Annotated in this window: 20 protein-coding genes; 3 read left to right on the forward strand and 17 right to left on the reverse strand. The window is 62.9% G+C overall.

Annotated elements, in window-relative coordinates:
- Nucleotides 1–11: 11 nt before the first annotated feature.
- Entirely contained in the window at nucleotides 12–1,649 is a 1,638-nt protein-coding gene (locus BLS51_RS12790; RefSeq protein ID WP_090192366.1) for a TldD/PmbA family protein, read from the reverse strand.
- 289 nt (nucleotides 1,650–1,938) lie between these two features.
- On the opposite strand from BLS51_RS12790, the gene BLS51_RS12795 reads away from it, so the two are divergent.
- Nucleotides 1,939–2,757 (forward strand): class I SAM-dependent methyltransferase, encoded by an 819-nt coding sequence (locus BLS51_RS12795; protein WP_090192365.1) that lies wholly within the window; start codon nucleotides 1,939–1,941, stop codon nucleotides 2,755–2,757.
- Here the strand turns inward: BLS51_RS12795 and BLS51_RS12800 are convergent, their stop codons facing one another.
- From BLS51_RS12800 to BLS51_RS12860, 13 genes are all read right to left on the reverse strand, one after another.
- Nucleotides 2,758–4,233, reverse strand: coding sequence for a methyl-accepting chemotaxis protein (locus tag BLS51_RS12800; protein WP_090192364.1), 1,476 nt, complete (start codon nucleotides 4,231–4,233; stop codon nucleotides 2,758–2,760).
- Nucleotides 4,234–4,362: 129 nt separating this feature from the next.
- Nucleotides 4,363–4,887 carry a chemotaxis protein CheW gene (locus tag BLS51_RS12805; RefSeq protein WP_090192363.1) on the reverse strand — a complete coding sequence of 175 codons (525 nt, stop codon included), beginning with the start codon at nucleotides 4,885–4,887 and terminating at the stop codon, nucleotides 4,363–4,365.
- A 14-nt stretch (nucleotides 4,888–4,901) separates the two neighbouring features.
- Nucleotides 4,902–6,587 carry a methyl-accepting chemotaxis protein gene (locus BLS51_RS12810; protein WP_090192362.1) on the reverse strand — a complete coding sequence of 562 codons (1,686 nt, stop codon included), beginning with the start codon at nucleotides 6,585–6,587 and terminating at the stop codon, nucleotides 4,902–4,904.
- Between the two features lie 16 nt (nucleotides 6,588–6,603).
- Nucleotides 6,604–7,854 carry an EAL domain-containing response regulator gene (locus tag BLS51_RS12815; RefSeq protein ID WP_090192361.1) on the reverse strand — a complete coding sequence of 417 codons (1,251 nt, stop codon included), beginning with the start codon at nucleotides 7,852–7,854 and terminating at the stop codon, nucleotides 6,604–6,606.
- A gap of 2 nt (nucleotides 7,855–7,856) precedes the next feature.
- Nucleotides 7,857–8,942: a protein-glutamate methylesterase/protein-glutamine glutaminase gene (locus BLS51_RS12820; protein ID WP_090192360.1), complete on the reverse strand. Its 1,086-nt coding sequence runs from the start codon at nucleotides 8,940–8,942 to the stop codon at nucleotides 7,857–7,859.
- Between the two features lie 2 nt (nucleotides 8,943–8,944).
- Nucleotides 8,945–9,460, reverse strand: a complete 516-nt coding sequence (locus BLS51_RS12825) for a chemotaxis protein CheD (protein WP_090192359.1) — start codon at nucleotides 9,458–9,460, stop codon at nucleotides 8,945–8,947.
- Complete coding sequence (locus BLS51_RS12830; protein WP_090192358.1) at nucleotides 9,457–10,263, reverse strand: CheR family methyltransferase; 807 nt, start codon at nucleotides 10,261–10,263, stop codon at nucleotides 9,457–9,459. The genes BLS51_RS12825 and BLS51_RS12830 overlap by 4 nt, the downstream gene beginning before the upstream one ends.
- Nucleotides 10,264–10,278: 15 nt before the next feature.
- Nucleotides 10,279–10,827 (reverse strand): chemotaxis protein CheW, encoded by a 549-nt coding sequence (locus BLS51_RS12835; RefSeq protein WP_090192392.1) that lies wholly within the window; start codon nucleotides 10,825–10,827, stop codon nucleotides 10,279–10,281.
- 21 nt (nucleotides 10,828–10,848) lie between these two features.
- The gene (locus BLS51_RS12840) at nucleotides 10,849–13,005 is read right to left on the reverse strand and encodes a chemotaxis protein CheA (protein WP_090192357.1); all 2,157 of its coding nucleotides are present in this window, start codon (nucleotides 13,003–13,005) and stop codon (nucleotides 10,849–10,851) included.
- A 10-nt stretch (nucleotides 13,006–13,015) separates the two neighbouring features.
- Nucleotides 13,016–13,312 carry an STAS domain-containing protein gene (locus BLS51_RS12845; RefSeq protein ID WP_090192356.1) on the reverse strand — a complete coding sequence of 99 codons (297 nt, stop codon included), beginning with the start codon at nucleotides 13,310–13,312 and terminating at the stop codon, nucleotides 13,016–13,018.
- A gap of 15 nt (nucleotides 13,313–13,327) precedes the next feature.
- The gene (locus BLS51_RS12850) at nucleotides 13,328–13,696 is read right to left on the reverse strand and encodes a response regulator (RefSeq protein ID WP_090192355.1); all 369 of its coding nucleotides are present in this window, start codon (nucleotides 13,694–13,696) and stop codon (nucleotides 13,328–13,330) included.
- A gap of 13 nt (nucleotides 13,697–13,709) precedes the next feature.
- Nucleotides 13,710–14,855 (reverse strand): methyl-accepting chemotaxis protein, encoded by a 1,146-nt coding sequence (locus tag BLS51_RS12855; RefSeq protein ID WP_229207790.1) that lies wholly within the window; start codon nucleotides 14,853–14,855, stop codon nucleotides 13,710–13,712.
- Nucleotides 14,856–15,010: 155 nt separating this feature from the next.
- Nucleotides 15,011–16,618, reverse strand: a complete 1,608-nt coding sequence (locus tag BLS51_RS12860; RefSeq protein ID WP_090192353.1) for a methyl-accepting chemotaxis protein — start codon at nucleotides 16,616–16,618, stop codon at nucleotides 15,011–15,013.
- A gap of 219 nt (nucleotides 16,619–16,837) precedes the next feature.
- On the opposite strand from BLS51_RS12860, the gene BLS51_RS12865 reads away from it, so the two are divergent.
- On the forward strand, nucleotides 16,838–17,458 hold the full coding sequence (locus BLS51_RS12865) for a Crp/Fnr family transcriptional regulator (protein ID WP_175472571.1): 621 nt from the start codon (nucleotides 16,838–16,840) through the stop codon (nucleotides 17,456–17,458).
- A gap of 67 nt (nucleotides 17,459–17,525) precedes the next feature.
- On the opposite strand, the gene panD is transcribed toward BLS51_RS12865, so the two are convergent.
- On the reverse strand, nucleotides 17,526–17,885 hold the full coding sequence (panD, locus tag BLS51_RS12870; RefSeq protein WP_090192352.1) for an aspartate 1-decarboxylase: 360 nt from the start codon (nucleotides 17,883–17,885) through the stop codon (nucleotides 17,526–17,528).
- 169 nt (nucleotides 17,886–18,054) lie between these two features.
- Between panD and BLS51_RS12875 the strand changes: the two genes are divergently transcribed.
- A complete protein-coding gene (locus BLS51_RS12875; protein WP_090192351.1) occupies nucleotides 18,055–19,797 on the forward strand; it encodes a GGDEF domain-containing protein in 1,743 nt (580 codons plus the stop codon).
- A gap of 1 nt (nucleotide 19,798) precedes the next feature.
- Here the strand turns inward: BLS51_RS12875 and BLS51_RS12880 are convergent, their stop codons facing one another.
- Both BLS51_RS12880 and BLS51_RS12885 read right to left on the reverse strand, forming a co-directional pair.
- Complete coding sequence (locus BLS51_RS12880) at nucleotides 19,799–21,397, reverse strand: serine hydrolase (protein WP_090192350.1); 1,599 nt, start codon at nucleotides 21,395–21,397, stop codon at nucleotides 19,799–19,801.
- Nucleotides 21,394–23,235: a M1 family metallopeptidase gene (locus tag BLS51_RS12885; protein ID WP_090192349.1), complete on the reverse strand. Its 1,842-nt coding sequence runs from the start codon at nucleotides 23,233–23,235 to the stop codon at nucleotides 21,394–21,396. The genes BLS51_RS12880 and BLS51_RS12885 overlap by 4 nt, the downstream gene beginning before the upstream one ends.
- Between the last annotated feature and the right edge of the window lie 14 nt (nucleotides 23,236–23,249).

Consider the following 23,249-nt stretch of genomic DNA (forward strand, 5'->3'; position numbering starts at 1 on the left):
CTCTCCAGGACTTAGCCGATCTTGCGGGCGGTATTAATCACGTTGATGCCGTTGAAGCGCGTGGTCGACGCACCGTGCGACACGATGGACACTTGCGATGGCTGGCCCTTGCCGTCAAAGAAGGAACCGCCCATGCGCCAGTCGCGCTCATCGCAGATGCCCACGCAGGCGTTCCAGAATTCCTGGGTGTTGGACTGGTAGGCCACGTCTTCCAGCATCTGGCCCACTTTGCCGTTCTTGATTTCGTAGAACAGCTGGCCGCCGAACTGGAAGTTGTAGCGCTGCTGGTCGATCGAGAACGAGCCGTCGCCGACGATGTAGATGCCCTTCTTGACGTCCTTGATCATCTCGTCCGGCGTCAGCTTCTTCTTGCCAGCCTTGAGCGAGACGTTAGGCATGCGCTGGAATTGCACATTGGCCCAGTTGTCCGCATAAGAGCAGCCGTGCGATTCCTTCTCGCCGATGATGTGCGCCTGGTCGCGCGTAGCCTGGTAATTGACCAGGATGCCATCCTTGATGATGTCCCAGTTCTTGCACTTGACGCCTTCATCATCGTAGGCCACCGCGCCCAGCGAACCTGGCGTGGTCTTGTCGGCTTCGATGTTGACGATGTCCGAGCCGTACTTGAATTTTTTGCTCTGCCATTTATCCAGCGTGGCAAAGCTGGTACCCGCGTAGTTGGCCTCGTAACCCAGCACGCGATCCAGCTCGGTCGGGTGGCCGACCGATTCGTGGATGGTCAGCCACAGGTGTTCCGGCGTCAGCACCAGATCGTACTTGCCCGGTTCGACCGACTTGGCTTTCAGCTTGGCCTTGGCCTGCTTGCCGGCCAGGCGTGCGTCCTCGATCAGGTCATATGATTTGGTGTACAGCGTGGTCACGCCGCCCGCCGCCTGCAGCTTGTGCTCCTTGCGGCCGTCCAGGTATTCATAGCCCATGCCGACCGGCGCCGACAAGCCCTGGCGGGTGCGGAACTTGTTTTCTTTCTGGTCGACGGCGGTGGCGAAGAACGGCATCCACAAGCGGTGAATGTCCTGGTCGATGTAAGAACCGTCGGTCGAAGCGAAATACTTCTGCTGATTCACCTGGAACAGCAAGGACTGCATGAAACTCGCGCCGGCGTCCATGCCGGCCTTGTTGGCGGCGATCAGCAACTCGGCTTTTTCCTTGATGGCGACGGTGCGCCAGTCCTTGACGATCGGCGTGGCCCACGACACTTCGCCCACGCCCTTTACCGGCGCAAGGATCAGCGGTTCGGTCTGCAGCTTGGCGTTGGCCTTGGCGATGGCAACGGCCTGGCGCGCGGCAGCGGCCACGCCATCGGGCGTCATGTCGTTGGTGGCGGCGAAGCCGTAGGCGCCACCGGCGATCACGCGCACGCCGACACCAGCGGATTCAGTATTGGTGACGTTTTCCACGTTCAGGTCACGGGTGGTGAGGAACTGGTTCAGGTAGCGGCCGACGCGCACGTCGCAGTACGAAGCGCCAGCCTGGGTGGCTGCCGTCATCGCAGTGTCGGCCAGGGCCTTCTTGAATTTGATGTCCACTGGCTTGAGCAGTTCTTCGGCGGCGATGGCGCGGCCGAAAGTGGGCAGCAACATGGTGCCCAAAGCCAGACTACTGATATTGAGGAATGCACGTCGTTCCATATTATCTCCAACATTGTTGTGGGCCAGCCGCCCATATGGCTGAATATCCGTCGCCTATTCTGAGGTTTTTGCAATATTAGCGCCGGGTAGAGAGCACCAATTGCAAAATGTATGCCATCAGCAAGCGTTGCGCAAGCAGGAATTTGTAGCGTCCGAAGTGTCCGATCCGGTGTCCGCAGAGTGTCCGCGATGTGTCCGCGCACCGGGGCGGTGCGCACGCTATTTCGCTTGACCTGTTTGAGTGCTTGGCCGATGATCGCGCTCACCACCACACTTCAGGAGATTGTGCATGAAACGATATGTATTGGCGGCTTTGGCCACCACCATGCTGATGGGCGCGAACAACGTCGCATTGGCAGACGACGCGCTGAAAGCGGCGATCGCCGCGCCAACGCGCACGCCGGACAACGTCAAACGCGACGTCTATCGCCATCCATACGAAACGCTGAGCTTCTTCGGCATCAAGCCGAACATGACGGTGGTGGAGCTGGCGCCGGGCGGCGGCTGGTACACCGAGATCCTGGCGCCCTATCTGCGCGATCACGGCAAGCTGATCACCGGCGGCAATGACCTGGCCTCGCCGAACGAGAATGAACGCAAGGGTGCGGAGCGCTTCATGGCGCGCCTGAACGCCAAGCCGGAGGCGTATAACAAGGTAGCCGTCGGCGTGTTCTCGCCGGGCCGCAAATATGAACTGGCGCCGCCGAACAGCGTCGACCTGGTGGTCACCTTCCGCAACATCCACAACTGGATACCATTGGGTCCGGAGAAGATGAAGGACTTGTTCAGCAACCTGTACACGGTGCTGAAACCGGGCGGCGTGCTGGGTGTAGAGGAACACCGCCTGCCAGCCTCGAAGACCCAGGACGCCACCGCCAGCAGCGGTTACATGCACGAAGCGTATGTCATCAAGCTGGCCGAGGATGCTGGCTTCAAGCTGGCGGGCAAGTCGGAAGTGAACGCCAATCCGAAAGACACGGCCGATCACAAGAACGGCGTGTGGGCGCTGCCGCCGACCTTCACCAACAAGGAAGAAGACCGCGCCAAATATCAGGCGATCGGCGAGAGCGATCGCATGACGCTGAAGTTCGTCAAGCCCGCCAAATAATCAGAAGCGTGTGAACTTGGTTTCATCCGGCGCGCTGTCGGCGGCCAGGTTCACCGCGCGCGCCGGGCGGCCGCTGGTGGCGGCCTTCAGCACCGCCGGCCGTCGCGCTGTAGCGCGCGGCCCATCGTCCACCGCATACTGTTTGAACACCGACATCAGGCGGCGCAGCTGATCCGACTGCGCGCTCATCTCTTCCGAGGTTGCCGCCAGTTCTTCCGAGCTGGCCGCATTCACCTGCGTGGTTTCGCTCAGCTGGATCACCGCGCCGTTGATTTGTCGCACACCGGAACTCTGCTCTTCCGACGCCGCCGAAATCTCCTGCACCAGCTCCGAGGTCTTGCGGATATTCGGCGCCAGCTCGTCGAACATGGCGCCGGCCTGCTCCGCCAGTTTCACGCTGTCTGCTGCCACCGCGCTGATTTCCTGCGCCGCCACCTGGCTGCGCTCCGCCAGCTTGCGTACCTCGGCTGCCACCACGGCAAAGCCCTTGCCATGTTCGCCGGCGCGCGCCGCCTCGATCGCCGCGTTCAGCGCCAACAGGTTGGTCTGATAGGCGATATCGTCGATGATGCCGATCTTGCCGGCGATCTGCTTCATCGCCGACGCCGTGGCCTTGACCACCTCGCCGCCACGCGCTGCTTCCACCGCCGCCTGGGTGGCGATGCCGTCGGTGATCTTGGCGTTCTCGGTATTCTGTGCGATGGACGCCGTCATCTGCTCGATGGAAGCGCTGGTTTCCTCGACGCCGGCCGCCTGTTCGCTCGACGCCTGCGACAAGGACTGCGCGGTAGCGCTGACTTCCTGCGCCGAACCGGCCAAGTTGAGCACCACCTGTTGTACTTCGCGCACAATCGACGACAGGCTGCGGCCCAGCCACACTGCCAGCACACAACCGAGAATGGCGATCGCCACATCCACCCCCATGATGATACGCTTGGCGGATTCGGTCACTTCGCGCATGGAGGTCGATTCCCTTTTGGTTTCGACTTCGTTCACCTTCAGCAGCTTGCGGAAAGCAGCGGCGATGGCTTCATCGGCGCCCTTGATGTTCTTGTCCATCTCCAGCGCCGTCATGCCCTTGGCGTGCATGGCCTCCAGTTCGGCCATGCTGTGGTCATACGCCTTGACGCCGGCGAGTACCTCGCCCAGCAGCAGGTTCTCTTCATTCGACACCGTATCCGCCTCGCGGTAGACGGTCATTTCTTTTTCGATGTTGGCCAACTCGCTACGGAATTGTGCGTTGCTGTCCGGGCCTCGGAGGATATAATTTTTGAAGTGACGCACGGCACGGCCATGCGCCGTCACCGCTTCCAGCACGGCATTCTTGCGCGCCAGCGTGACGTTTTCAAAATCGCTCCAATGGTCGTGTAGCGAAGCCAGCTTGGCGAAGGCCACCAGGCCCAGCACCACAACCAGCAACACGATCAGGCCAAACCCGGCATGCAGCCGGGTCTCCATTTTCATCTGTTTGAACATGGGTGAATACTCCTTGGGGAGGCGGGATCACGATTCATTGTGAACCAATATTTCTCCATAAATCTCACCAAAAATAACGGTGCGGCATAAACCTTGAAACTTCAAGAAAAATTGTCACACCCGGCACCTTCATTTCAGCTTGCCAGCTTCACGCTGCTCGACGCCACCTGTTGGGATTTGCGCGACAAACTCCTGTAGATGCAGGGTGAACACCACATGCTGCACATTGAGCAGCAAGACAAAACGGCCATTGACCTTGCCTATACCGTGCAGCAGTTCGGCCTTGACCGCGCCAAAGCGCGGCGCCGGTTCAATGTCAGTCGCCGGGATATCCAGCACCGCATTGACCGCATCCACCAGGATGCCGATGACAAACGGCCCCTCCTCGCCTTCCACCTCCACCACGATGATGCAGGTACGCTTGCTGATTGGCGAAGGCGCGCGTTCCAGCCGGCGTGCCAGGTCCAGCACCGGTACCGCTGCGCCGCGCAGGTTGATGACGCCGCAAATCGACGGCGGCATCTGCGGCACCGGCGTCACACCGGCGTACTCCAGTATCTCGCGCACCGCCAGAATGCCCATGGCGAACATATCCTGCCCCAGCACGAAACTGAGAAACTGCGCCGGCGGTTCGTTGCTAGTCACGCTATCCATGGCGGCGGCCTCGCTCAGAATTTGACGAAGTGCGATTCATCCGGCTCGGCGACATCCGTCATGCGGCGACTGGACGCCACACCCATCGGCGATCGTTTGTTGCTGCGCGGTGGCTTGCGCGACACCACCGGCGTGCGTACCGCACGCGTGCCGCCGGCCAGCTTGAAGAAGGACATGGTGTGCTGCAGTTGCTCCGCCTGGCCGCTCATCTCTTCCGCCGTCGCCGCCAGCTCTTCCGAGCTGGAGGCATTCTGCTGCGTGGTCTGGCTCAGCTGAGTGACCGCCGCGTTAATCTGCCCGACGCCGGCCGACTGTTCTTCCGACGCGGCGGTAATCTCCTGCACCAGGTTGGAGGTACGGCGGATATTCGGCACCATCTCATCCAGCAGATGCCCGGCTTTCTCTGCCAGCTCCACGCTGCTGGACGCCACCTGCTCGATTTCCTGCGCCGCCACCTGGCTACGCTCCGCCAGCTTGCGCACCTCGGCCGCCACCACGGCAAAGCCCTTGCCATGTTCGCCGGCGCGCGCCGCTTCAATCGCCGCATTCAGCGCCAGCAGGTTGGTCTGGTAAGCGATATCGTCAATGATGCTGATCTTCTTGGCGATCTGCTGCATCGCCGCCACGGTCGACTTGACCGCCTCGCCGCCTTCCGCCGCTTCAATCGCGGCCTTGCTGGCAATGCCATCGGTGACTTTGGCGTTCTCGGTGTTCTGCGAAATCGACGCCGTCATCTGCTCCACCGAGGCGCTGGTTTCCTCGGTGCCGGCAGCCTGCTCACTGGCCGCCTGCGACAGCGACTGCGCGGTGGCGCTGACTTCCTCCGAGGCCGAGGCCAGCGCCTCGGCGCCGTTGTTCACTTCCTGCACCACCTGCGACAGCTTGTCGATCATGCCCTTCATCGCCGCCAGCAGGCTGGTGGTGTCACCCGGCTTCAGCTGCACATCCGCCGCCAGGTCGCCATCCGCCACCTGGCGCACGATGTCCGCCGCATATGAAGGATCGCCGCCCAGCTGCTTCATGATCCCGCTCAGGATCAGCAAGCCAATCACCACCAGCAGCGCCAGCGCAACACCGGATGCCACATACATGGTCTTGATCGCGGCGCCGGAGGCGGCTTCGGCATTGGTCACGTCACTTTCGCCATACTGGATATTCAACGCCACCAGTTTGTTGATGCTCTCCTCAGCCTCGCGGAAAGAAACGCGGTTCTCGCCCAGGGTTTTGTGCAGCACTACGAACAGCTCGCGGCGCTTGGCGACGTCGGCGCGCACGATCTGGCTGGCCAGATCGGTGACGACTGCATCGCGCTGTTTCCAGGTGTCCCACTGCTTGACGAAGGTTTTCCACAGCGCCGCCTCCTCGCTTTCCTGCGGCAGGGCCTCATAGGCCTTCCAGGCCTTGTCGACATTGGCCCAGGCGTCCTGCTTGCGCTTGATCTCATGGGTTACGCCATCCACCTCTTCAGGATACAAGGCCATCGCATCGATCGCGCGGCTGGCCGAGCGTATCGCTGTCTGCGCTTCGTTAATGACCAGCAGCGACTGCACCGAAGGCATGCGGTTCTTGCCTATCTGGTCCAGCATGACGCCTTGTGTCTTCATGCCGGAAAAGGCAATCAGCATCACTGTCAGCAGCGCGATGACCGCCACTGCCAGCAAAATCAAGATTTTGGTACGCACCTGCAAAGTTGATAGCATGACGTTTCTCCCCTGGTTATTCTGATCCCGCCAGCGCCCGCAGCCGGCGCCTGTCCTGTCGCATCCAACCCACCAGCGCTTCCGCCGGCATGGGCCTGGATAGCAAATACCCTTGCGCCATGTCGCAACCGAGGTCGCGCAACAGCTTCCAGTCTTCCTCGGTTTCCACGCCCTCCGCCACGGTGGCCACGCCCAGGCTCTGTCCCAGATCGAGCGCGCTTTTCAGCACCATGTGGCGATTCGGCCACTGCGCTGCACCGTTGACGAAGGCGCGGTCTATCTTCAGTTCCGTGAACGGGCAGCGCGCAAACTGCTGCATCGATGAATAGCCGATGCCGAAATCATCCATCGCCAGCCCGAAGCCCATCAGCCGCAGGCGGCCCATATTGGTCAACGCCTGCGACAGCTGGCGCATCACGCTGGTTTCGGTCACTTCCCACACCAGCGACGAAGGGGCGACGCCGGAAGCCATCACCTGCGCCGTCAGGCGGTCGATGAAGCTGCGGTCGGCCAGGTTTTCTGCGCTCAGGTTGACCGATACCGTCAGCGGCGGCAAACCCGCCTGGCGCCAGTCCAGCATGCGCTGCAACACCTGCTGCACCAGCGCCAGCGTGAAATCGGCCATCAGCGGCGTGCCCTCCAGCGTGTCGATGAAATGTGCCGGCGACAGCAAGCCGCGTTGCGGATGCTGCCAGCGCGCCAGCGCCTCCACACCTTTCAGCTGACCATTGGCCATCGCCACCTTGGGCTGGAAATGCGGCAGGAACTCGTTATTCGCCAGGGCACGCGCCAGCTCTTCCAGCGTGGCTTGCGGTGGTAGCGTTGACGGCGCGGCCGGTGCACAATCCTTGCCGCGCCCTCCAGCCTTGCACAGCAGCTGCGTCAGCGGCTCCAGCTGCACCGGCTTCAGCAAGGTGCCCAACAGGCCGATGGAAGCGTCCTCGCAGGCCATGCTTTCAATAATCTCCAGCAGGCGAGGGTCACGCGCGCTGACCACGATCAGGTTTTCCGTCAGGCGCCGCTCGCGTAATTGGCAGGTCAGTTCAATGCCATCCATGCCTGGCATCTCCAGATCGGTCAGCACCAGGAATACCGGCTCCGTGCCGTGCTCCAGTATCTGCAAGGCCTCGTTGCCATCCCCCGCTTCCAGAATCTCGCCAAACTCCAGCTGCCGCAGCAGCCCGACCAGATAGCCGCGCTGCACCACACTGTCTTCGACCACCAGCACGCGGCGGCCTGTCCAGGATGACGGTGCGGAATGGTCCATGATCAGTACTGAAGCTGCTGCAGGATTTCGCGATAGATCGCGCTCAGCGGCACCGACTTCTCGACACCGCCCCGCTTGACCGCCTCCTTGGGCATGCCGTAGACCACACAACTGGCCTCGTCCTGCGCCACGGTACGCGCGCCGGCCTTGTGCATCTCCAGCATGCCGGCCGCGCCATCGTCGCCCATGCCGGTCATGATGACGCCCAGCGCATTGGCGCCGGCGGCGCGCGCGGCGGAGCGGAACAGCACATCGACCGAGGGCCGGTGACGGTTGACCAGCGGCCCATCCACCACCTCGACAAAATACTGCGCGCCGGTGCGGCGCAGCAGCATGTGCTTGCCGCCCGGTGCAATCAGCACCTGTCCCTGCAACACACGGTCATTATTCTCCGCCTCCTTGACCCGCACCTCGCACACGCTGTCCAGCCGCGCCGCAAAGGCGGCGGTGAATTTTTCGGGCATGTGCTGCACCACCACGATGCCGGGCGAGACGCGCGGCAGCGCGGTCAACACTTCCTCCAGCGCCTGCGTGCCGCCGGTGGAGGTACCGATGGCGACCACGCGTTCAGTGGTGGCCGTCATCGGCCGCGCATCCATCGGTGGCAGGATCGCGTCGGCATTCAGCTTGGCGGTGACCGGCGGCGGCAACGGCGCTGGCGATGGGCGGCTGGTCAGCTTGCCCACATGCGCGCCGGCGGCGGCGCGTACCGCCGACACCAGTTCGTCGGCACTGTCATGCAGGAACTGCTTCAGGTCCAGGCGCGGTTTGGTGATGATGGAAACCGCGCCGGCGGTCAGCGCCTCCACCGAGGTCTGCGCGCCTTTCTCCGTCAGCGTCGAGCAGATCACCACCGGCGTCGGATGTTCGACCATCAGCTTGCGCAGGAAGGTGATGCCATCCATCTTGGGCATTTCCACATCAAGCACGATCACGTCCGGCCATTGCACCTTCATGCGTTCGATCGCCAGCAGCGGATTGGCGACCGCATGGGTGACAGTGATGCCGGACGCCGCGTTCAGCAGGGAGCTCAGCACCTGCCGCACCACGGCGGAATCATCAACGATCATGACCTTGATAGCACTCATGCCTAAGTCCTTGCTCCCGCGTTGCGCCATCCCGGTTCCGGCGGAACCTGCCGGCTCAGCACCTCGCCGCTGCGGATGGTAAAGATCAATTGACGGTGGCCTTCGCCAAACAGGCTTTCGGACACCACGTGTACGCCGTGCTGCTGCAGCATGCTGCGCGCGTAGTCGCCGTTCTGCATGCCGATGTCGCGTACCTTTTCGCTGCGGGGGAACATCGCCCCGCCGCCGAAGATCTTGCCCTGACACTGGATCAGCGGCACGCCGTGCTGCGCCATGCCGTCCATCATCAGCTGCATGGCGTCGGCGCCATACATGCCCGGCTTGTCGGCCGGGCGGTCTTGCCTGCGCCGCCCATGTCCGGGCAGCAGGAAGTGCGACATCGCGCCGATGCGCAGCGCCGGATGCCACAGCGTGATCGATACGCAGGAGCCCAGCAGGGTGCGCACACGATACTGCCCGTCGCCGACGAAGTAATCGCCCGGCATCAGGAAGATATCGATCAGCTTGGCGTCTATCATGGCTTGCGATAGATCGAAGGCGCTACAGCGGTCAGCGTGTCGTTGATATCGTTCAGCGTCTCCGAATGACCAATCAAAAAATAACCGCCTTGCCGCAACTGCGCCAGCAGCCGCGTCACCACCTGGCGCTTGGTCTCCAGGCTGAAATAGATCATCACATTGCGCAGGAAGATCACATCGAAGGTGCCGATCTTCGGCAGCGGCGCATTCAGATTCAGATGCTGGAATTGCACGCGCTGGCGCAGCGCGCGCTCGATCAGCATGGTGCCGGCCTCCGAACCCTGTCCTTTGAGGCAAAAGCGCTTCAGGTAATGCTGCGGCATCTGCGAGGCCCGCTCCATCGGATAGTGACCGCTGCGCGCACGTTGCAGCACGCGGGTGCTGATGTCGGTGCCCAGCACTTCCCACGACGCGTCGCCCAGCACATCGGCCAGCACCATGGCGATGCTGTATGGCTCTTCGCCGCTGGAACTCGCGGCGCTCCACACGCGCAGGGTACGGTGCTTGTCGGCCGCATCCTGGGCCAGGTCGCGCAGCAGCGCGAAGTGCTTGGGCTCGCGGAAGAAGTAAGTCTCGTTGGTGGTCAGCAGATCCACCGCCACCTGCAATTCTGCCGGCTGATCGCGGCTTTCCAGCAGCTTCAGGTAATCGCCATAGCTACCCAGCTGATAATGCGCCAGCCGCTTGGCAAGGCGGCCGCTGACCAGCGCCTGCTTGCCATCCGCCATGGTGATGCCCGCCGCATCGAAGATGAAACGCTGGAACTGCATGAACTCGCGATCGGTAATCATCGCCACGGTCATGTTGGACCTCGCCGCTCACGCCACGGCGGCGGCGGTGCCGCGCGCCATGCCGACGATCTCCTCGCTCGACAGCACGCGCTCGATGTCAAGCAGGATGACGAAGCGCCCGCTATACTTGCCCATGCCTGCAATGAAGTCCGGGCGGATGCGGGTGCCAAACGACGGCGCCGGCTCGATGTCTTCGGCGCCGATTTCCACCACCGCGTTGACCGCGTCCACCAGCATGCCCAGCACCTGCTTGCTGTCGCCCCCGTCGCCGCCCGCTTCGACGATGACGATGCAGCTGCGCTTGCCGATCACGCTCTGCCCGCGGCCGAAGCGCGCCGACAAGTCCATCACCGGCACCACCGCGCCGCGCAGGTTGATGACGCCACGCACGCAGTCCGGCATCATCGGCACCGTGGCCAGGCTGCCGTATTCGATGATCTCCTTGATGTGCAGGATGCCCACCGCGTATGGTTCTTCGCCCAGCATGAAGGTCAGGAACTGGCTGGGCAGCGCGGCGCCACTTTGCAGCGCGATGATGGCATTGCTGCCGTAGGTGACCACACCGGAGGTATCCATGGCACTCATCACATTCCTTTCCTATGCGGCCAGCGCCGCCACGGCACCCTTGCCGGAGACGGTGTTCATCAACGCCGCCACGTCCAGGATCAGCGCCACTTCACCGCTGCCGAGGATGGTGGAACCGCTGATGCATTTGACTTCGCTGAACATCGGGCTCAAAGGCTTGATCACGGTCTGGAATTCGCCCAGCAGCGTATCCACCACCAGGCCGGCGCGATGGTTGCCGAACTTGAGCACCACGATACTGTCGCGCCGCGTGGCCGCACCGCCAATGCGGAACAGCGTGCGCAGGCGCACCAGCGGCAGCACCTGACCGCGCAGGTTGGTATAGTCCTGGCCCGGCTCGGTGGCGTACTCGATGCATTCCTCGATCATGTCCAGCGGGATGACGAACACCGACGATCCCACCTGCACCAGGAAGCCGTCGATAATGGCCAGCGTCAGTGGCAGCCGCACGGTGACGGTGGTGCCTTGCCCTTCCCTGCTGCCGACATCGACGCTGCCGCGTAGCGCCTGGATATTCCGCTTCACCACATCCATGCCGACGCCGCGCCCGGACAGGTTGGTGATCTTCTCCGCCGTCGAGAAGCCGGCTTCGAAGATCAGATTGTAGATTTCGCTGTCGCTCAGTTTGCGCTCCGCGTCCACCAGCCCACGCTCGATGGCCTTGGCCAATATCTTCTCCTTGCGCAGGCCGCCGCCATCGTCACTGACTTCGATGACGATGCTGCCCGATTCATGGAAGGCGTTCAGCTTGATCATGCCCTTGGCAGGCTTGCCGGCGGCAACGCGTACCTCGGCCGGCTCGATGCCGTGGTCCATGGCGTTGCGCACCAGGTGCATCAGCGGATCGCCGATTTTTTCCACCACGGTCTTGTCGAGTTCCGAATCCTCGCCATCGACAATCAGGCCGATGTCCTTGCCCAGTTCTCGCGCCACGTCGTGCACCACGCGCTGGAAGCGGTTGAAGGTGGCGCCTATCTTCACCATGCGCAGTTCCAGCGCGGCGTCGCGCACATCCTCCACCAATCCGGTCAGCGTCGATGTACATTCCAGCAGTTCGGTGTTCTGTATCTGCTGGCCGATCATGTTGGCGCGCGCGCCGGCGATAATCAGTTCGCCCACCAGATCGATCAGCCGATCCAGCTTGTCGGAATCGACGCGGATCGAGCGGCTCTCCTGCGCCTTCTGCTCGCTGACCTGCTTCTGCTTGGCCAGCGCCGCCTCCACCACCACCGGCGGCACATTGCCGGCGTCGACCAGGATGCTGCCCAGCTGCTGCGGCGCCACTTCCTGCTTGCCGGACTGCTGGTGCAACGCCTCTTCCAGTTCGTGCGCGGTCACGCTGCCGCAGCGGACCAGGATCTCGCCCAGCCGCGCCGCACGCTCCGGCAGCGAGCGTATCAGGTTGACGTATTCGGAGACCTTGCTGTTCGGCGGGATGATGCGGATCTCGCAGTCGTCCTGCACGAACTCGAACACGCCGGCGATGGCCTCGCGGTCGGCCGTGCTGTCGAAGGCGATTTCGAAACCGAGATAGCACAGCTCCGCATCCATTTCATCGGCGGCAGGCAGCGCATCCGGCAGCGTGGCGATGCCGACCACGCGTCCCAGCTTGCCCAGATAGCGCAGGAAGGCGATCGGGTCCATGCCGTTCTGTAGCACGCCACGGCCGAAGCGCAGCGAGATGTGCCAGTAGTCGCTGTCGCCGCGCTGCGTATCGATGCGTTCGACGCTGGGCTCCGCATGCACCGCCAGGTGCGCTGGCGCCGCTGGGGCTTCGCCATCCATGTGGCGGCGCAGCTGCTGTTGCAGCATTTCGCCTTCCGGCGCGGTATCCGGGTCCTGCTCGTGCTGGCCGGCAGCCAGCGCGTCGATCATGCCGGACAGGTAGTCGCAGCACGACAGCAGCAGCACCACCATTTCGTCATTCAGCGTGACACTGCCGTCGCGCACCTTGTCCAGCAGGCTCTCCACCACATGCGTGAAAGCGACGATGTGGTCAAGACTGAACAGGCCCGCCGATCCCTTGATGGTGTGGGCGGCGCGGAAGATGGCGTTGATGGCCTCTCCCTGATCGCCCGCCAGGTCGACATTGAGCAGCGCGTTCTCCATCTCTTCCAGCAGTTCGCGGCTTTCGGCGATAAATGTCTGTAGCGCGTCATCCAGGTTCATGGCTCTTCCCTCAAGCGTGTATCAGCACGGCGTCGCCGAAGAAGGCGACCAGGTCCAGCATCTCGAAGATTTCTACAACAGCAGGACTATGCTGCAGCAGATGCAGCGTGCGCTGCTCGGCGGCAGCGGTCTGCTTGGCCAGCATCAGCACCTGCAAGCCGGCGGTATCCAGTTCCGTCACGGCGGATAAATCGATTTCCAGCACGCGCGTCTTGCGCAGCGCTTCCAGAATGGTGACTTTCAAATCGGCGGCGCGGTAAATCGTCATTTCGCCATCGAGGGAAATACGGGTGACGTCGTCCGCCATGGCGGCCTCCTTGAATTATGGCAGTACCAGCTTGGCCACGGCGCCCAGCAGCACTTCCGGCTTGAAGGGCTTGACTACCCACGCCTTGGCGCCGGCCGCCTTGCCCTCTTCCTTCTTGCTCTCTTGCGATTCGGTAGTCAGCATGATCACCGGCGTGAACTTATAGTTGGGCAGCTGCTTGAATTGCTTGACGAAAGTGATGCCGTCCATATTCGGCATGTTCACATCGCACACCACCAGGTGGATTTTCTGCCCGGTGCATTTGGACAGCGCATCAACGCCATCCCGACCCTCGATCACATCGTAGCCGGCGCCTTTCAGCGCAATGCCGACCACCTGCCGCAGCGAGGCCGAATCGTCGACCACCATAATGGTTTTCCCCATCTTTCATGCACTCCTAGAAAAAAGTGATTTCGTCGGCTTCGGAGGCCGCCGGTGCGGCCAGCCTGGCGCCGCTGTGCACGGCGTGTTCTTCCGCCATCGCATAGGTCTTCTGCAAATCGTGCATCAGCAGGTCCGGGTCGAGCGGTTCCAGCACACCGCTGTCGATGTAGCGCTGGCGGTTCTCGCGCAGCAGCGGCAGCAGCTGCTCCATATTGGCGCGCACGTGCGACATCACCTGGCTCACGCGGTCCTGGAATTGCAGCTGCACCAGCGCCTCGCCCACCTCGCCCTGGATGCCGATGCTTTCCTGCTTGAGCAGCGCGGAGGACTGCACCAGCGCGTCGGTCATTTCGCGGAACTCGTTGAGCACCGCCTCGATCATGCCCTCGGCCGATTGCATCGACTTGTCTTCCGCGTCGCTCGATTGTTCGGCCGCCTGGCTGGCGGCGAGGATGGCGCTGCTGATCAGGCCCACGCGGTTGGTGATCTCCTTGCCGGTTTCGGCGGAGCGCATCGACAGCATGCGCACCTCGGTCGCCACCACCGCAAAGCCGGCGCCGGCCGGGCCGGCGCGCGCCGCCTCGATAGCGGCGTTCAGCGCCAGCAGATTGGTTTGCGCTGCGATGCTGGCCACGCCTTCAGCCATGCCGCGCAATTCGCGCGTAAAGCGTTCCAGGTCCTTGATCTGCGCCAGCATGGCGTGCTTGGAAGCCATCGCTGATTTCATCGACGCCACCACGGAGCCCAGCCGCTGCTCGCTGTGTGAAAACACTTCGGTCATCGTGTGGTCTCCCTGGCCACTACCGCCAGAGACGTGCAAGGCGTTGTCCAGCTTGTCGACGATGCTGGAGAAGCGCGAAGCCAGGTCGGACACTGCTTCTTCCATTTGCGTACGCGAGTTTTCGATATGCCGGCACCACACCGGCAGCACGGCGTCGCCGAAGCGTTCGCGTCCTTCGAGGTAGTTGTCGATCATGGCGTGGTCGCCGCTGGCGCTGGCCGGGGCGAAGCCGCTGTCGCGGGTCAGCCATGCGGCGGCGGCCAGCAACAGCGCCGCCCAGATCAATGTGGCCCATCCCCACGCGCTCCAGCCCGCCACGATGGTTCCCAGCGCGCCCGCTGCGGCCAGGCCGAACGAGACTACTGTTTTGCTACGCAATCCGCTTTGACTGATCACTGGACGCCACCCCACTGTAGTAGCCGGGCGCTGCGTTGAACAACGCCTTCGGGAAGGTCCACTGTAGCGCAGAAATCCACACGCGTGCCATGATGCACGCGTGAAAGCCGCCGCTGTTGCAGCGATACAACCGCTGGCTAGGTCAGCAGTGGGCGTGCTGCGCTGCGCAATGCGGAACGCGACATGCCGCCGTCCTCCAGCTTGAAAATGCTGACCGCCTGCGCCAGCTGCGCCGCCTGGTCCTGCATGGCGCCCGCCGCTGCGGCCGCCTGCTCGACCAGCGCAGCGTTTTGCTGCGTCACATGATCCATCTGCGAAATCGCCACATTGATTTGCTCGATGCCATGGGTCTGCTCGACGCTGGCGTTGCTGATCTCGGCCATGATGGACGTCACGCGCTGGATGCTGTCGACCACCTCGTCCATGGTGCTGCCGGCCTGGCCCACCAGGCGCGTGCCCGCCTCCACCTTGCCGACCGAATCATCGATCAGCGCCTTGATCTCCCTGGCGGCGCCGGCCGAGCGCTGCGCCAGGTTGCGCACCTCGGAGGCCACCACCGCAAAGCCACGCCCTTGTTCGCCGGCGCGCGCGGCTTCCACCGCAGCGTTCAGCGCCAGGATATTGGTCTGGAACGCGATGCCGTCGATCACGCCGATGATGTCGACGATTTTCTTCGACGAAGCGTCGATCGAGGCCATGGTCTGCACCACGTCCGACACCACCGCGCCGCCGCGCTGCGCCACCTCGGCGGCGTTGCCCGCCAGCTGGCTGGCCTGGCGCGCGTTGTCGGCGTTCTGCTTGACGGTGCTGGTCAGTTCTTCCATTGAAGAGGCCGTCTCTTCCAGCGAGCTGGCCTGCTCCTCGGTGCGCGATGACAGATCCATATTGCCAGCGGCAATTTCGGTCGACGCCGTGGTGATCGTATCGGTGCCGCTGCGCACCTCGCCGACAATGCGCACCAGGCTGGATGACATACGGTTCAATGCGTACAGCAGCTTGCCCGGCTCGTCCTTGCTGAAATCATCGGCGCTACGCTGCGGATTGCCGGCGAGATCGCCTTCGGCCACCCGCTCGGCCAGCGCCACCGCCTCGTTGATCGGGCCGGTGATGCCTTGGGTCAGCCACCAGGCGAAGGCCATGCCGAACAGCACCACCAGCACCGCCAGCAGCAATAGCTGGTTGCGGCTTTGCGCGGCGATCTGATCGATATTGGCTGCCGCCAGGTCGATCTGCTTGCGCTGGTGGTCGAGGATCTGTTGCAGCTTCCCTTCGTACACCTTGGTCGCCGGCAGGAACACCTGGTCCATCAGGCGCGACGCTTCGGCCGGATCGCCGGCGGTCTTGGCCTTGGTCAGGGCATCGCGCGAATCCAGGTAAGCCTTGCGGGCGCCGTTCAGTTCCACCATCAAGGGCTTGTCGTCCTCGTTGGTGAGTGCTTCGATCTGCTTGATCAGTGTTTGCGAGTGCGAGGTGGCGGCCTTGGTTTCTTCAGCGAAGAAGCCGGCCAGCGACGGATCGGCGCTCTTGGCGATGGCGCTGGCACGACGGATGCCGGTGGCGACGTTGCGCGCCCAGTCGGACACCATGCGCTCCTTGGCCAGTGGTTGCGCCATCATGGCGCGCGTGGCGTCAGCCACGCCTTGCAGACGGTAAATGCCCAACCCTGTGTTCAGGATGAGTATGGCCAGAATGATGGTAAAGCCCAGTGCCATGCGGCGGCCGATGCTGAGATCGGTAATCTTCATGCGGTCCCCTGATTGCTTACGAGTAGTTGTTCAATAGTAACTCAGAACCTCGGGCGCGGCGATGACTTGTTCAACTGGTTGAAGTTTCAAACAATTTTTAAACTTTCATTCTAATCTGCAACAAATATTGTGTATTGGACTTTGAAAACGTTTACACTTTCAAGTTCAATTTGTACGGCCATTTACATAGGCCGCTCCCGCCACTCCTAAACAACTGAGATGAGCAACGCATTCCTAGAACACCGCGCGAAATACCGCGAAGTCGTGTCACGCCGCTACGGCGTCACTCCCGAACTTTATGATGAGGCCAGCCGCCTGCTGGCGCCGCTGACGTCGGCGTTCAGCCTGCGCAAGGGCGAATACCTGCAGCGCATCGGCACGCCAGCGCAATATGTGCACTGGCTGCACAGCGGCGTGGCCCGCACCGGTTTCATTACCGAAGCTGGCAACGAGGTGACGTTGCACTTCCAGACCGACGGCGACGCGGTCGGCGCGCATGACGACCTGCTGCGCGCGCGCGAAGCGGAACCAGCGCTGAATTTTGTTGTGGCGGAAACCGCCATCCATGGCTTCCGCCTGGACTGGATGGAAGTGTTGAACCTGTATCGCGGCAACACCAACCTGCGCGACTATTACCTCGGTGCGGCCCAGCGCAGCATCATGGACCAGAGCCGCCGCCTGTACCTGAACGCCTCGCCGGCGCAGGGCCGCCTGATTGCCTTCCGCCGCGAGTATCCGGGCCTGGAGCAGCGCATCTCGCAGAAAGTAGTGGCGTCCTTCCTCGGCATCACGCCGCAATACATGTCGCAGCTGCTGCGGCAGGACGGCAGCAAGGCATAAAAAAAAAGCGCGTGGCTTGCGCGGCCTCTGGCCGCTGCAAGCGCACGCGCTTTTTTTCGTCTGAAAGTTATTGCTTGATGCTCTTGATCTTGTTGTTTTCGTCGACGAAGACCAGCTTCGGCACGTGGGTCTCGATTTCCGCATCGGTCATCGGGCCGTAGGTGCAGATGATCAGCAGGTCGCCCAGCTGCGCCTTGCGGGCGGCGGCGCCGTTCAGCGAAATCTCGCCGCTGCCGCGCTTGCCTGGAATCGCGTAGGTGGCGAAACGCTCGCCGTTGTTGACGTTGTACAGCTCGATCTGCTCGTTGACTTTGATATCGGCGGCTTCCAGCAGGTCGACATCGATGCCGCAGGAACCTTCGTAGTTCAGGTCGGCCTGGGTCACCGTAACGCGGTGCAGCTTTGAGCGCAGCATAATACGTTGCATAGAATTCTATCCTTCGAAATAATCGTTCAAACTTGGCATCCTGTCCAGGCAGAGCCGCAGCGACGCGAGGGCGGCATTGTACCATCTGCTGCGCTGCAACGCCGCATTCCCCCCGCTGTCAGCTGCTTTGTGGCATATTGTTTACTTGTAAACATATTTGCCTATTTTCATGAAGCTGACGCGCCTGCTCACCCTGTCCACCGCCGTCCTGGCGCTGCTGGTGTGCGGCATGCTGGCACACATCACCCGCGATGCGTGGCGCCGATATGACGCCACCAGCGCCGGCCTGCAAGCGCTGCGCCTGACGCAAAGCGCGATGGTGGCGGCGGAAAAACTGTCGTTCGAGCGCGGCCCGGTCAACGCGGTGCTGGGCGACCGCATCCCGGTCGATCCGGCCCGCCGCGACCGCCTCCAGCATGGCCGCGCCGCCACCGACCTGGCGTTGTTGCAGCTGGAACGCGCGCTGCAATCGGCATCCAGCCAGGGCCAGGCCGGCGCCAGCATTACGACCATGGCGACCCTGTCGTCGCTGTCATCTCAGCTGGCGGCGGCGCGCGCCACAGTCGACCAACTGGCGGCGCTGCCGCCAGCCAACCGCACGCCGGAAAAAATGAAAGCCACGCTTGGCCGAATGTTCGCGCTGGTGCCGCTGGCGCTGGATACAGTGACCGGCTACACGCAGTCTTCAGAACACGCTTATCCGCGCATCTCGCGCCCGCTGATCAAGGCACGCTACGCGGTCGAGCTGCGCGAATACGCCGGCCGCATGGGCTCCGTGCTGACGGTGGCGCTGGCAGCGCGCCAGCCACTGACCACCGAAGAACATGAACAACTGCAGCTGCTGCGCGGCCGCATTGCCCAGTTGCGCCAGCAGATCCAGGCGCGTGGCGGCGACGATGATCTCCAGCCCTCACTGGCCGCTGTGGTGACACGCATGGACCAGATCCACTTCGGCACCGGGCAGCAGCTGGTGGCGGACGTCGAACGCGACAGCCGCGCCGGCCGGCCATACGGTATGGACACCGCGCAGTTCGCGCAACGCTATGTGCCGACCATGACGCCGATCCTGGCGCTGCGCGACGAGCTGCTGCGCCAGGCGCAGTTGCAGGCGCAGAGCGACCACGAACATGCGCGCACCGACCTGTGGATCGTCATCCTGTCCGGCGCCGCCATCCTGCTGGCGCTGACCTTGTTGCTGCTGATCGTAAGGCGGCGCGTGGTAGTGCCGCTGCTGCGCGCCACGCGCGCGGTGATACGCATCGGCGCCGGCGACTACTCGCGCGATCCAGGCGGCTCGCAAAGAAACGATGAAATCGGCGACATGCTGCGTGCGCTGTCGACGCTGCGTACCAACAGCATCGAGCGCCAGCAGCTGGAAATCGAACGCCAGCGCCTGATCGAAGAACTGCGCCTGCGCGCCAACACCGACTACCTGACTGGCATCCTGAACCGGCGTGCGTTTACCTCGGCCGGCAACAAGCGCCTGCATGCCGCGCAGGCACAAAACGAAACGCTGGCGGTGCTGTTGTTTGACATCGACCACTTCAAGTCGGTCAACGACTCGCACGGCCACGAAGCCGGCGACCAGGTGCTGATACGCGTGGCGGCGCTGGTGCGCGCGGAGCTGCGCGACAGCGAGATCCTGGCGCGCCATGGCGGCGAAGAGTTTGTGGTGATGCCGGCGCATTGCACGCTGGAGCAGGCCTGCGTGCTGGCGGAGCGGCTGCGCACCGCCATCGAGCGCGAGCCGCTGACGCTGGCCGACGGCCACATCCTGCGCGTGACCGCCAGCTTTGGCGTCGCCAGCGCCAGCGGCCCGGCTGCCGCGCTGGACAGCCTGCTGCATGCCGCCGACCTGGCGCTGTACCGCGCCAAGCGCAAAGGCCGCAACCGCGTCGAAAGCGCCAGCTAGCTTACTGCTTGTCCGCCTTGACTGGCGTGAAGAGCAAGTCGCGGAAGTCGTAGCTGAAATCCGTTTCGGTGGAAATTGGCGCCATCTTCATGCGCTCGATGCTGCCGTCCGGATTCAGCGCGAACGTCACGTAGGCATCGGCGTTGAAATTGCGTTCCTTCCAGCGCACGATGAAGGTGTCGTGCTGGAAGTGCTCCAGCTCCCCGCTCAGGTCCGGCGTGCGCTCGAAGCGCATGATGCGCTTGCCGCCCTCTTCGCGGATGCTGGCCTTGCCGTACCACGCATCCTCATATTCGCCATCGTAGGCAGCCAGCGGCAGCGACGGTTGCGATGCCGCCGCGCGTGCCGTCTGCTCCTTGCCCTGGCGCTCCAGTTCCTCCTTGTGCATCGCCGCTTCCTGCTCGGCATACAGCTTGATCCAGTCGGTCGGCGCCACTTTGAGATACTGGTCGAGGATGCGGTAATACAGCGACGCCATGGCCGGGCTGTTCTCCGCATTGGTCAGGATGGCGATGCCCAGCTTCTCGTCCGGCACCATCAGCACCGTCGAATAGAAACCTTGCAGCGCGCCGCCGTGCATGGCGATCTTGCGGCCCTTGTAGTCGCGCAGCTGGAAGCCCAGGCCGTACGCGTAGAAGTTGGGCTTGGTGGCGGCCAGCGCCGGTTTCGGTTCGCGGATGCGCATCGGCGTCTGCTGGGTCCACATCTCGGCGGCCTGTTTGGCGCTGAACAGCTGCTGGCCGCTTTCCATCTTGCCGCTATTGAGCAGCACTGTCATCCAGCGCGCGATGTCCTCGGCGCTGGTGTTGATGCCAACCGCGCCGACCGCGTTTGGAACCGGCATCGGCTTGACCACGGCGATCTTGTCGTTGATCTTGCTGTGCGGCGCCGAGTAGTCGCTGCTGGCCAGCATCTCGGCCACGCTGGTCGTGGTGCCGTTCATGCCCAACGGCGCCAGGATGCGGTCGTGGATCGTTGCGCCCCATGGCTTGCCGGCCTTCTCCGCGATGATCTTGCCGGCCACGATGTAGAGCAGATTGTCATACGCGTAGCTGGCGCGGAAGCTGGTGGCAGGCTTGATGTAGCGCAGCTTGGAGATAATCTCGTCGGTGCTGAACTGCGTGCTCGGCCACCACAGCAAATCGCCGGCGCCCAATCCCAGGCCGCTGCGGTGCACCAGCAGGTCGCGGATGGTCATTTCGCCGGTGACGTAGGAATCGTACATCTGGAAGCCCGGCAGGTGCTTGGTGACCGGATCGTCCCAGGCGACCTTCCCCTCATCCACCAGCATCGCCAGGCCGGCGGCGGTGAAGGCCTTGGAATTGGAGGCGATTTCGAACAGCGTCTTGCCGCTGACCGGCGCCGGTTCGCCCAGCTTGCGCACGCCATAGCCTTTGGCCACCACTACCTTGCCGTCCTTGACGATGGCGATCGCCATGCCCGGCACATCGAAGGTTTTCAGTGCGCGGTTGACGTCCGCGTCGAGACTGAAAGCAGGGACGGACGCCGACGCTTGCGTGGCCATTGCTGGCGTGCCGGCGACTGCGCCCCATGCAGCCAGCGTCAATGCGGTGGCTGCGAAGGTACGGGAGATCTTCATTTTTGCTTGAATGCCTTGTCGACCGAAGCCTGGGTGACCGGGTGATAATGCGTGCGCGCCTTCAGGTACAGCGACTTGGCCCAGTCCTTATCGTTAGGGTTTTTCAGCAGCGCGGCGTACAGCGGCACCACGAATTTCTGCCGGCCCACGCTCATCAGGAATTTGTTGAGCGGTTCGCGCACGTTGTAGCCGGCCTTCACCGACGACAGCAGGAAGCGGTAGGCGATTTCGTTGTTGCCGGTTTTACCCAGCGCGAACGACTGGTCCAGTTGCTGCATCTGCACGGCGCTGGCCTTGCCATCGATGCCGTTCAGGAAGTGCATCCACTCCAGCGCGATCCAGTTCTTGGCCGGCAGCTCAGCGGTCGGCAGTTCGCCTTTCAGCCAGGCGTCGCGCTGCGCGTCCAATGCAGCCAGCCGCGGCGAGGCGGCGTGCTTGGCGGTGGCGGGAATGCCTGGGCCGTACAGCCATTCATCCAGCTCGGATTGCGACATGATTTCCGGATGCGCGTCGAGCAGGTTTTTCTTCAGGTAGTCGACAAATTCCTGGGTGGTGGCCGACTGGAAGGCGTGCTGGTCGAACCAGCCGCGCAGGAAGGGGTCGAAGACGTCGCGGCCGGCGCGCTGTTCCAGCGTGCGCAGCAGCCAGGCGCCTTTTGGATACACCAGATTGCTGTCCGTGTAGCTGGCGGCGCTGGTGTCCGGATCGCGTGTCAGCAAGGCCTGCTTGGCCAGCGGGATCTTCGCCAGCGAGGCCATGGCTTCGTTCTGCTCCACCTGCAGGTTCATCTCTGCCACTTCTTCGCCATACAGCTTCTCGACGATGCGGGTGGTGACATAGGTGGTAAAGCCTTCGTTGAGCCAGAAGTGCTTCCACGAGGCGTTGGTCACCAGGTTGCCGGACCACGAGTGCGCCAGTTCATGCGCGATCAGGTCGACCAGGCTGCGGTCGCCGGCGATCATGGTCGGCGTCAGGAAAGTCATGCGCGGGTTTTCCATGCCGCCGATCGGGAACGATGGCGGCAGCACGATCATGTCGTAACGCTCCCAGCGATAGGGACCGTACAGGCCTTCGGCGGCGGCGATCATTTTCTCGGTGTCGACCAGTTCAGCGGCGGCGGCGTCGATGCGCTGCGGTTCGGCGTACACCGCCGAACGCGGGCCGACGTTGCGCACGTCGATCTCGCCGATGGCGATCGCCAGCAGATAGGAAGGAATCGGCTGCGTCATCTTGAACTTCCAGCCGCCGGCGCCGGTGGCCTGCTGGTCATTCTCGGCGCTCATCACCACGCGCATGCCGGCCGGCGCCTCGATGCGGGCACTGTAGGTGAAGCGCACCGCCGGCGTATCCTGCACCGGCGCCCACGAACGGGCGTTGATTTCTTCCGACTGGCTGAACATGAACGGACGCTTGCCGGACATGGTCTGCTCGGGATTCATCCATTGCAGCGCGGTGGCTGACGGCGCGGTGCGGTAATAGACGCGCACCTTCTGCGGCTGGAACGGCAAGGCGATGCGCAGCGCGCGGCCCTTCTCCACGTCCAGCCTGTCGAGCATGAAGGACACGGCGGTCCAGCGGCCGGCGGCGTTCAGCACCTGCACCTTGGAGATATTCAGTTCATTGGTGTCCAGCACCAGCGTACGGGCGTTCTTGTCGATCCAGTTCAGCGTCAGCTCGGCGTAGCCGGACAACATTTTGTGGCTGAAGTCAGCCTTCAGGTCGAGATAAAGATCGGTAGTGCGCACCTGATCGTAGCGGGCGTAGCTCAACGGATCGGCGTGCGCGGCCAGCGACATGCATGCGGATAGCACGAGTGCGGAAATGGTCTTCTTGATCATATGGTGATACTTTC

This window comes from Duganella sp. OV510, assembly GCF_900100205.1.
In the GTDB taxonomy this organism is placed as follows: domain Bacteria; phylum Pseudomonadota; class Gammaproteobacteria; order Burkholderiales; family Burkholderiaceae_D; genus Rugamonas.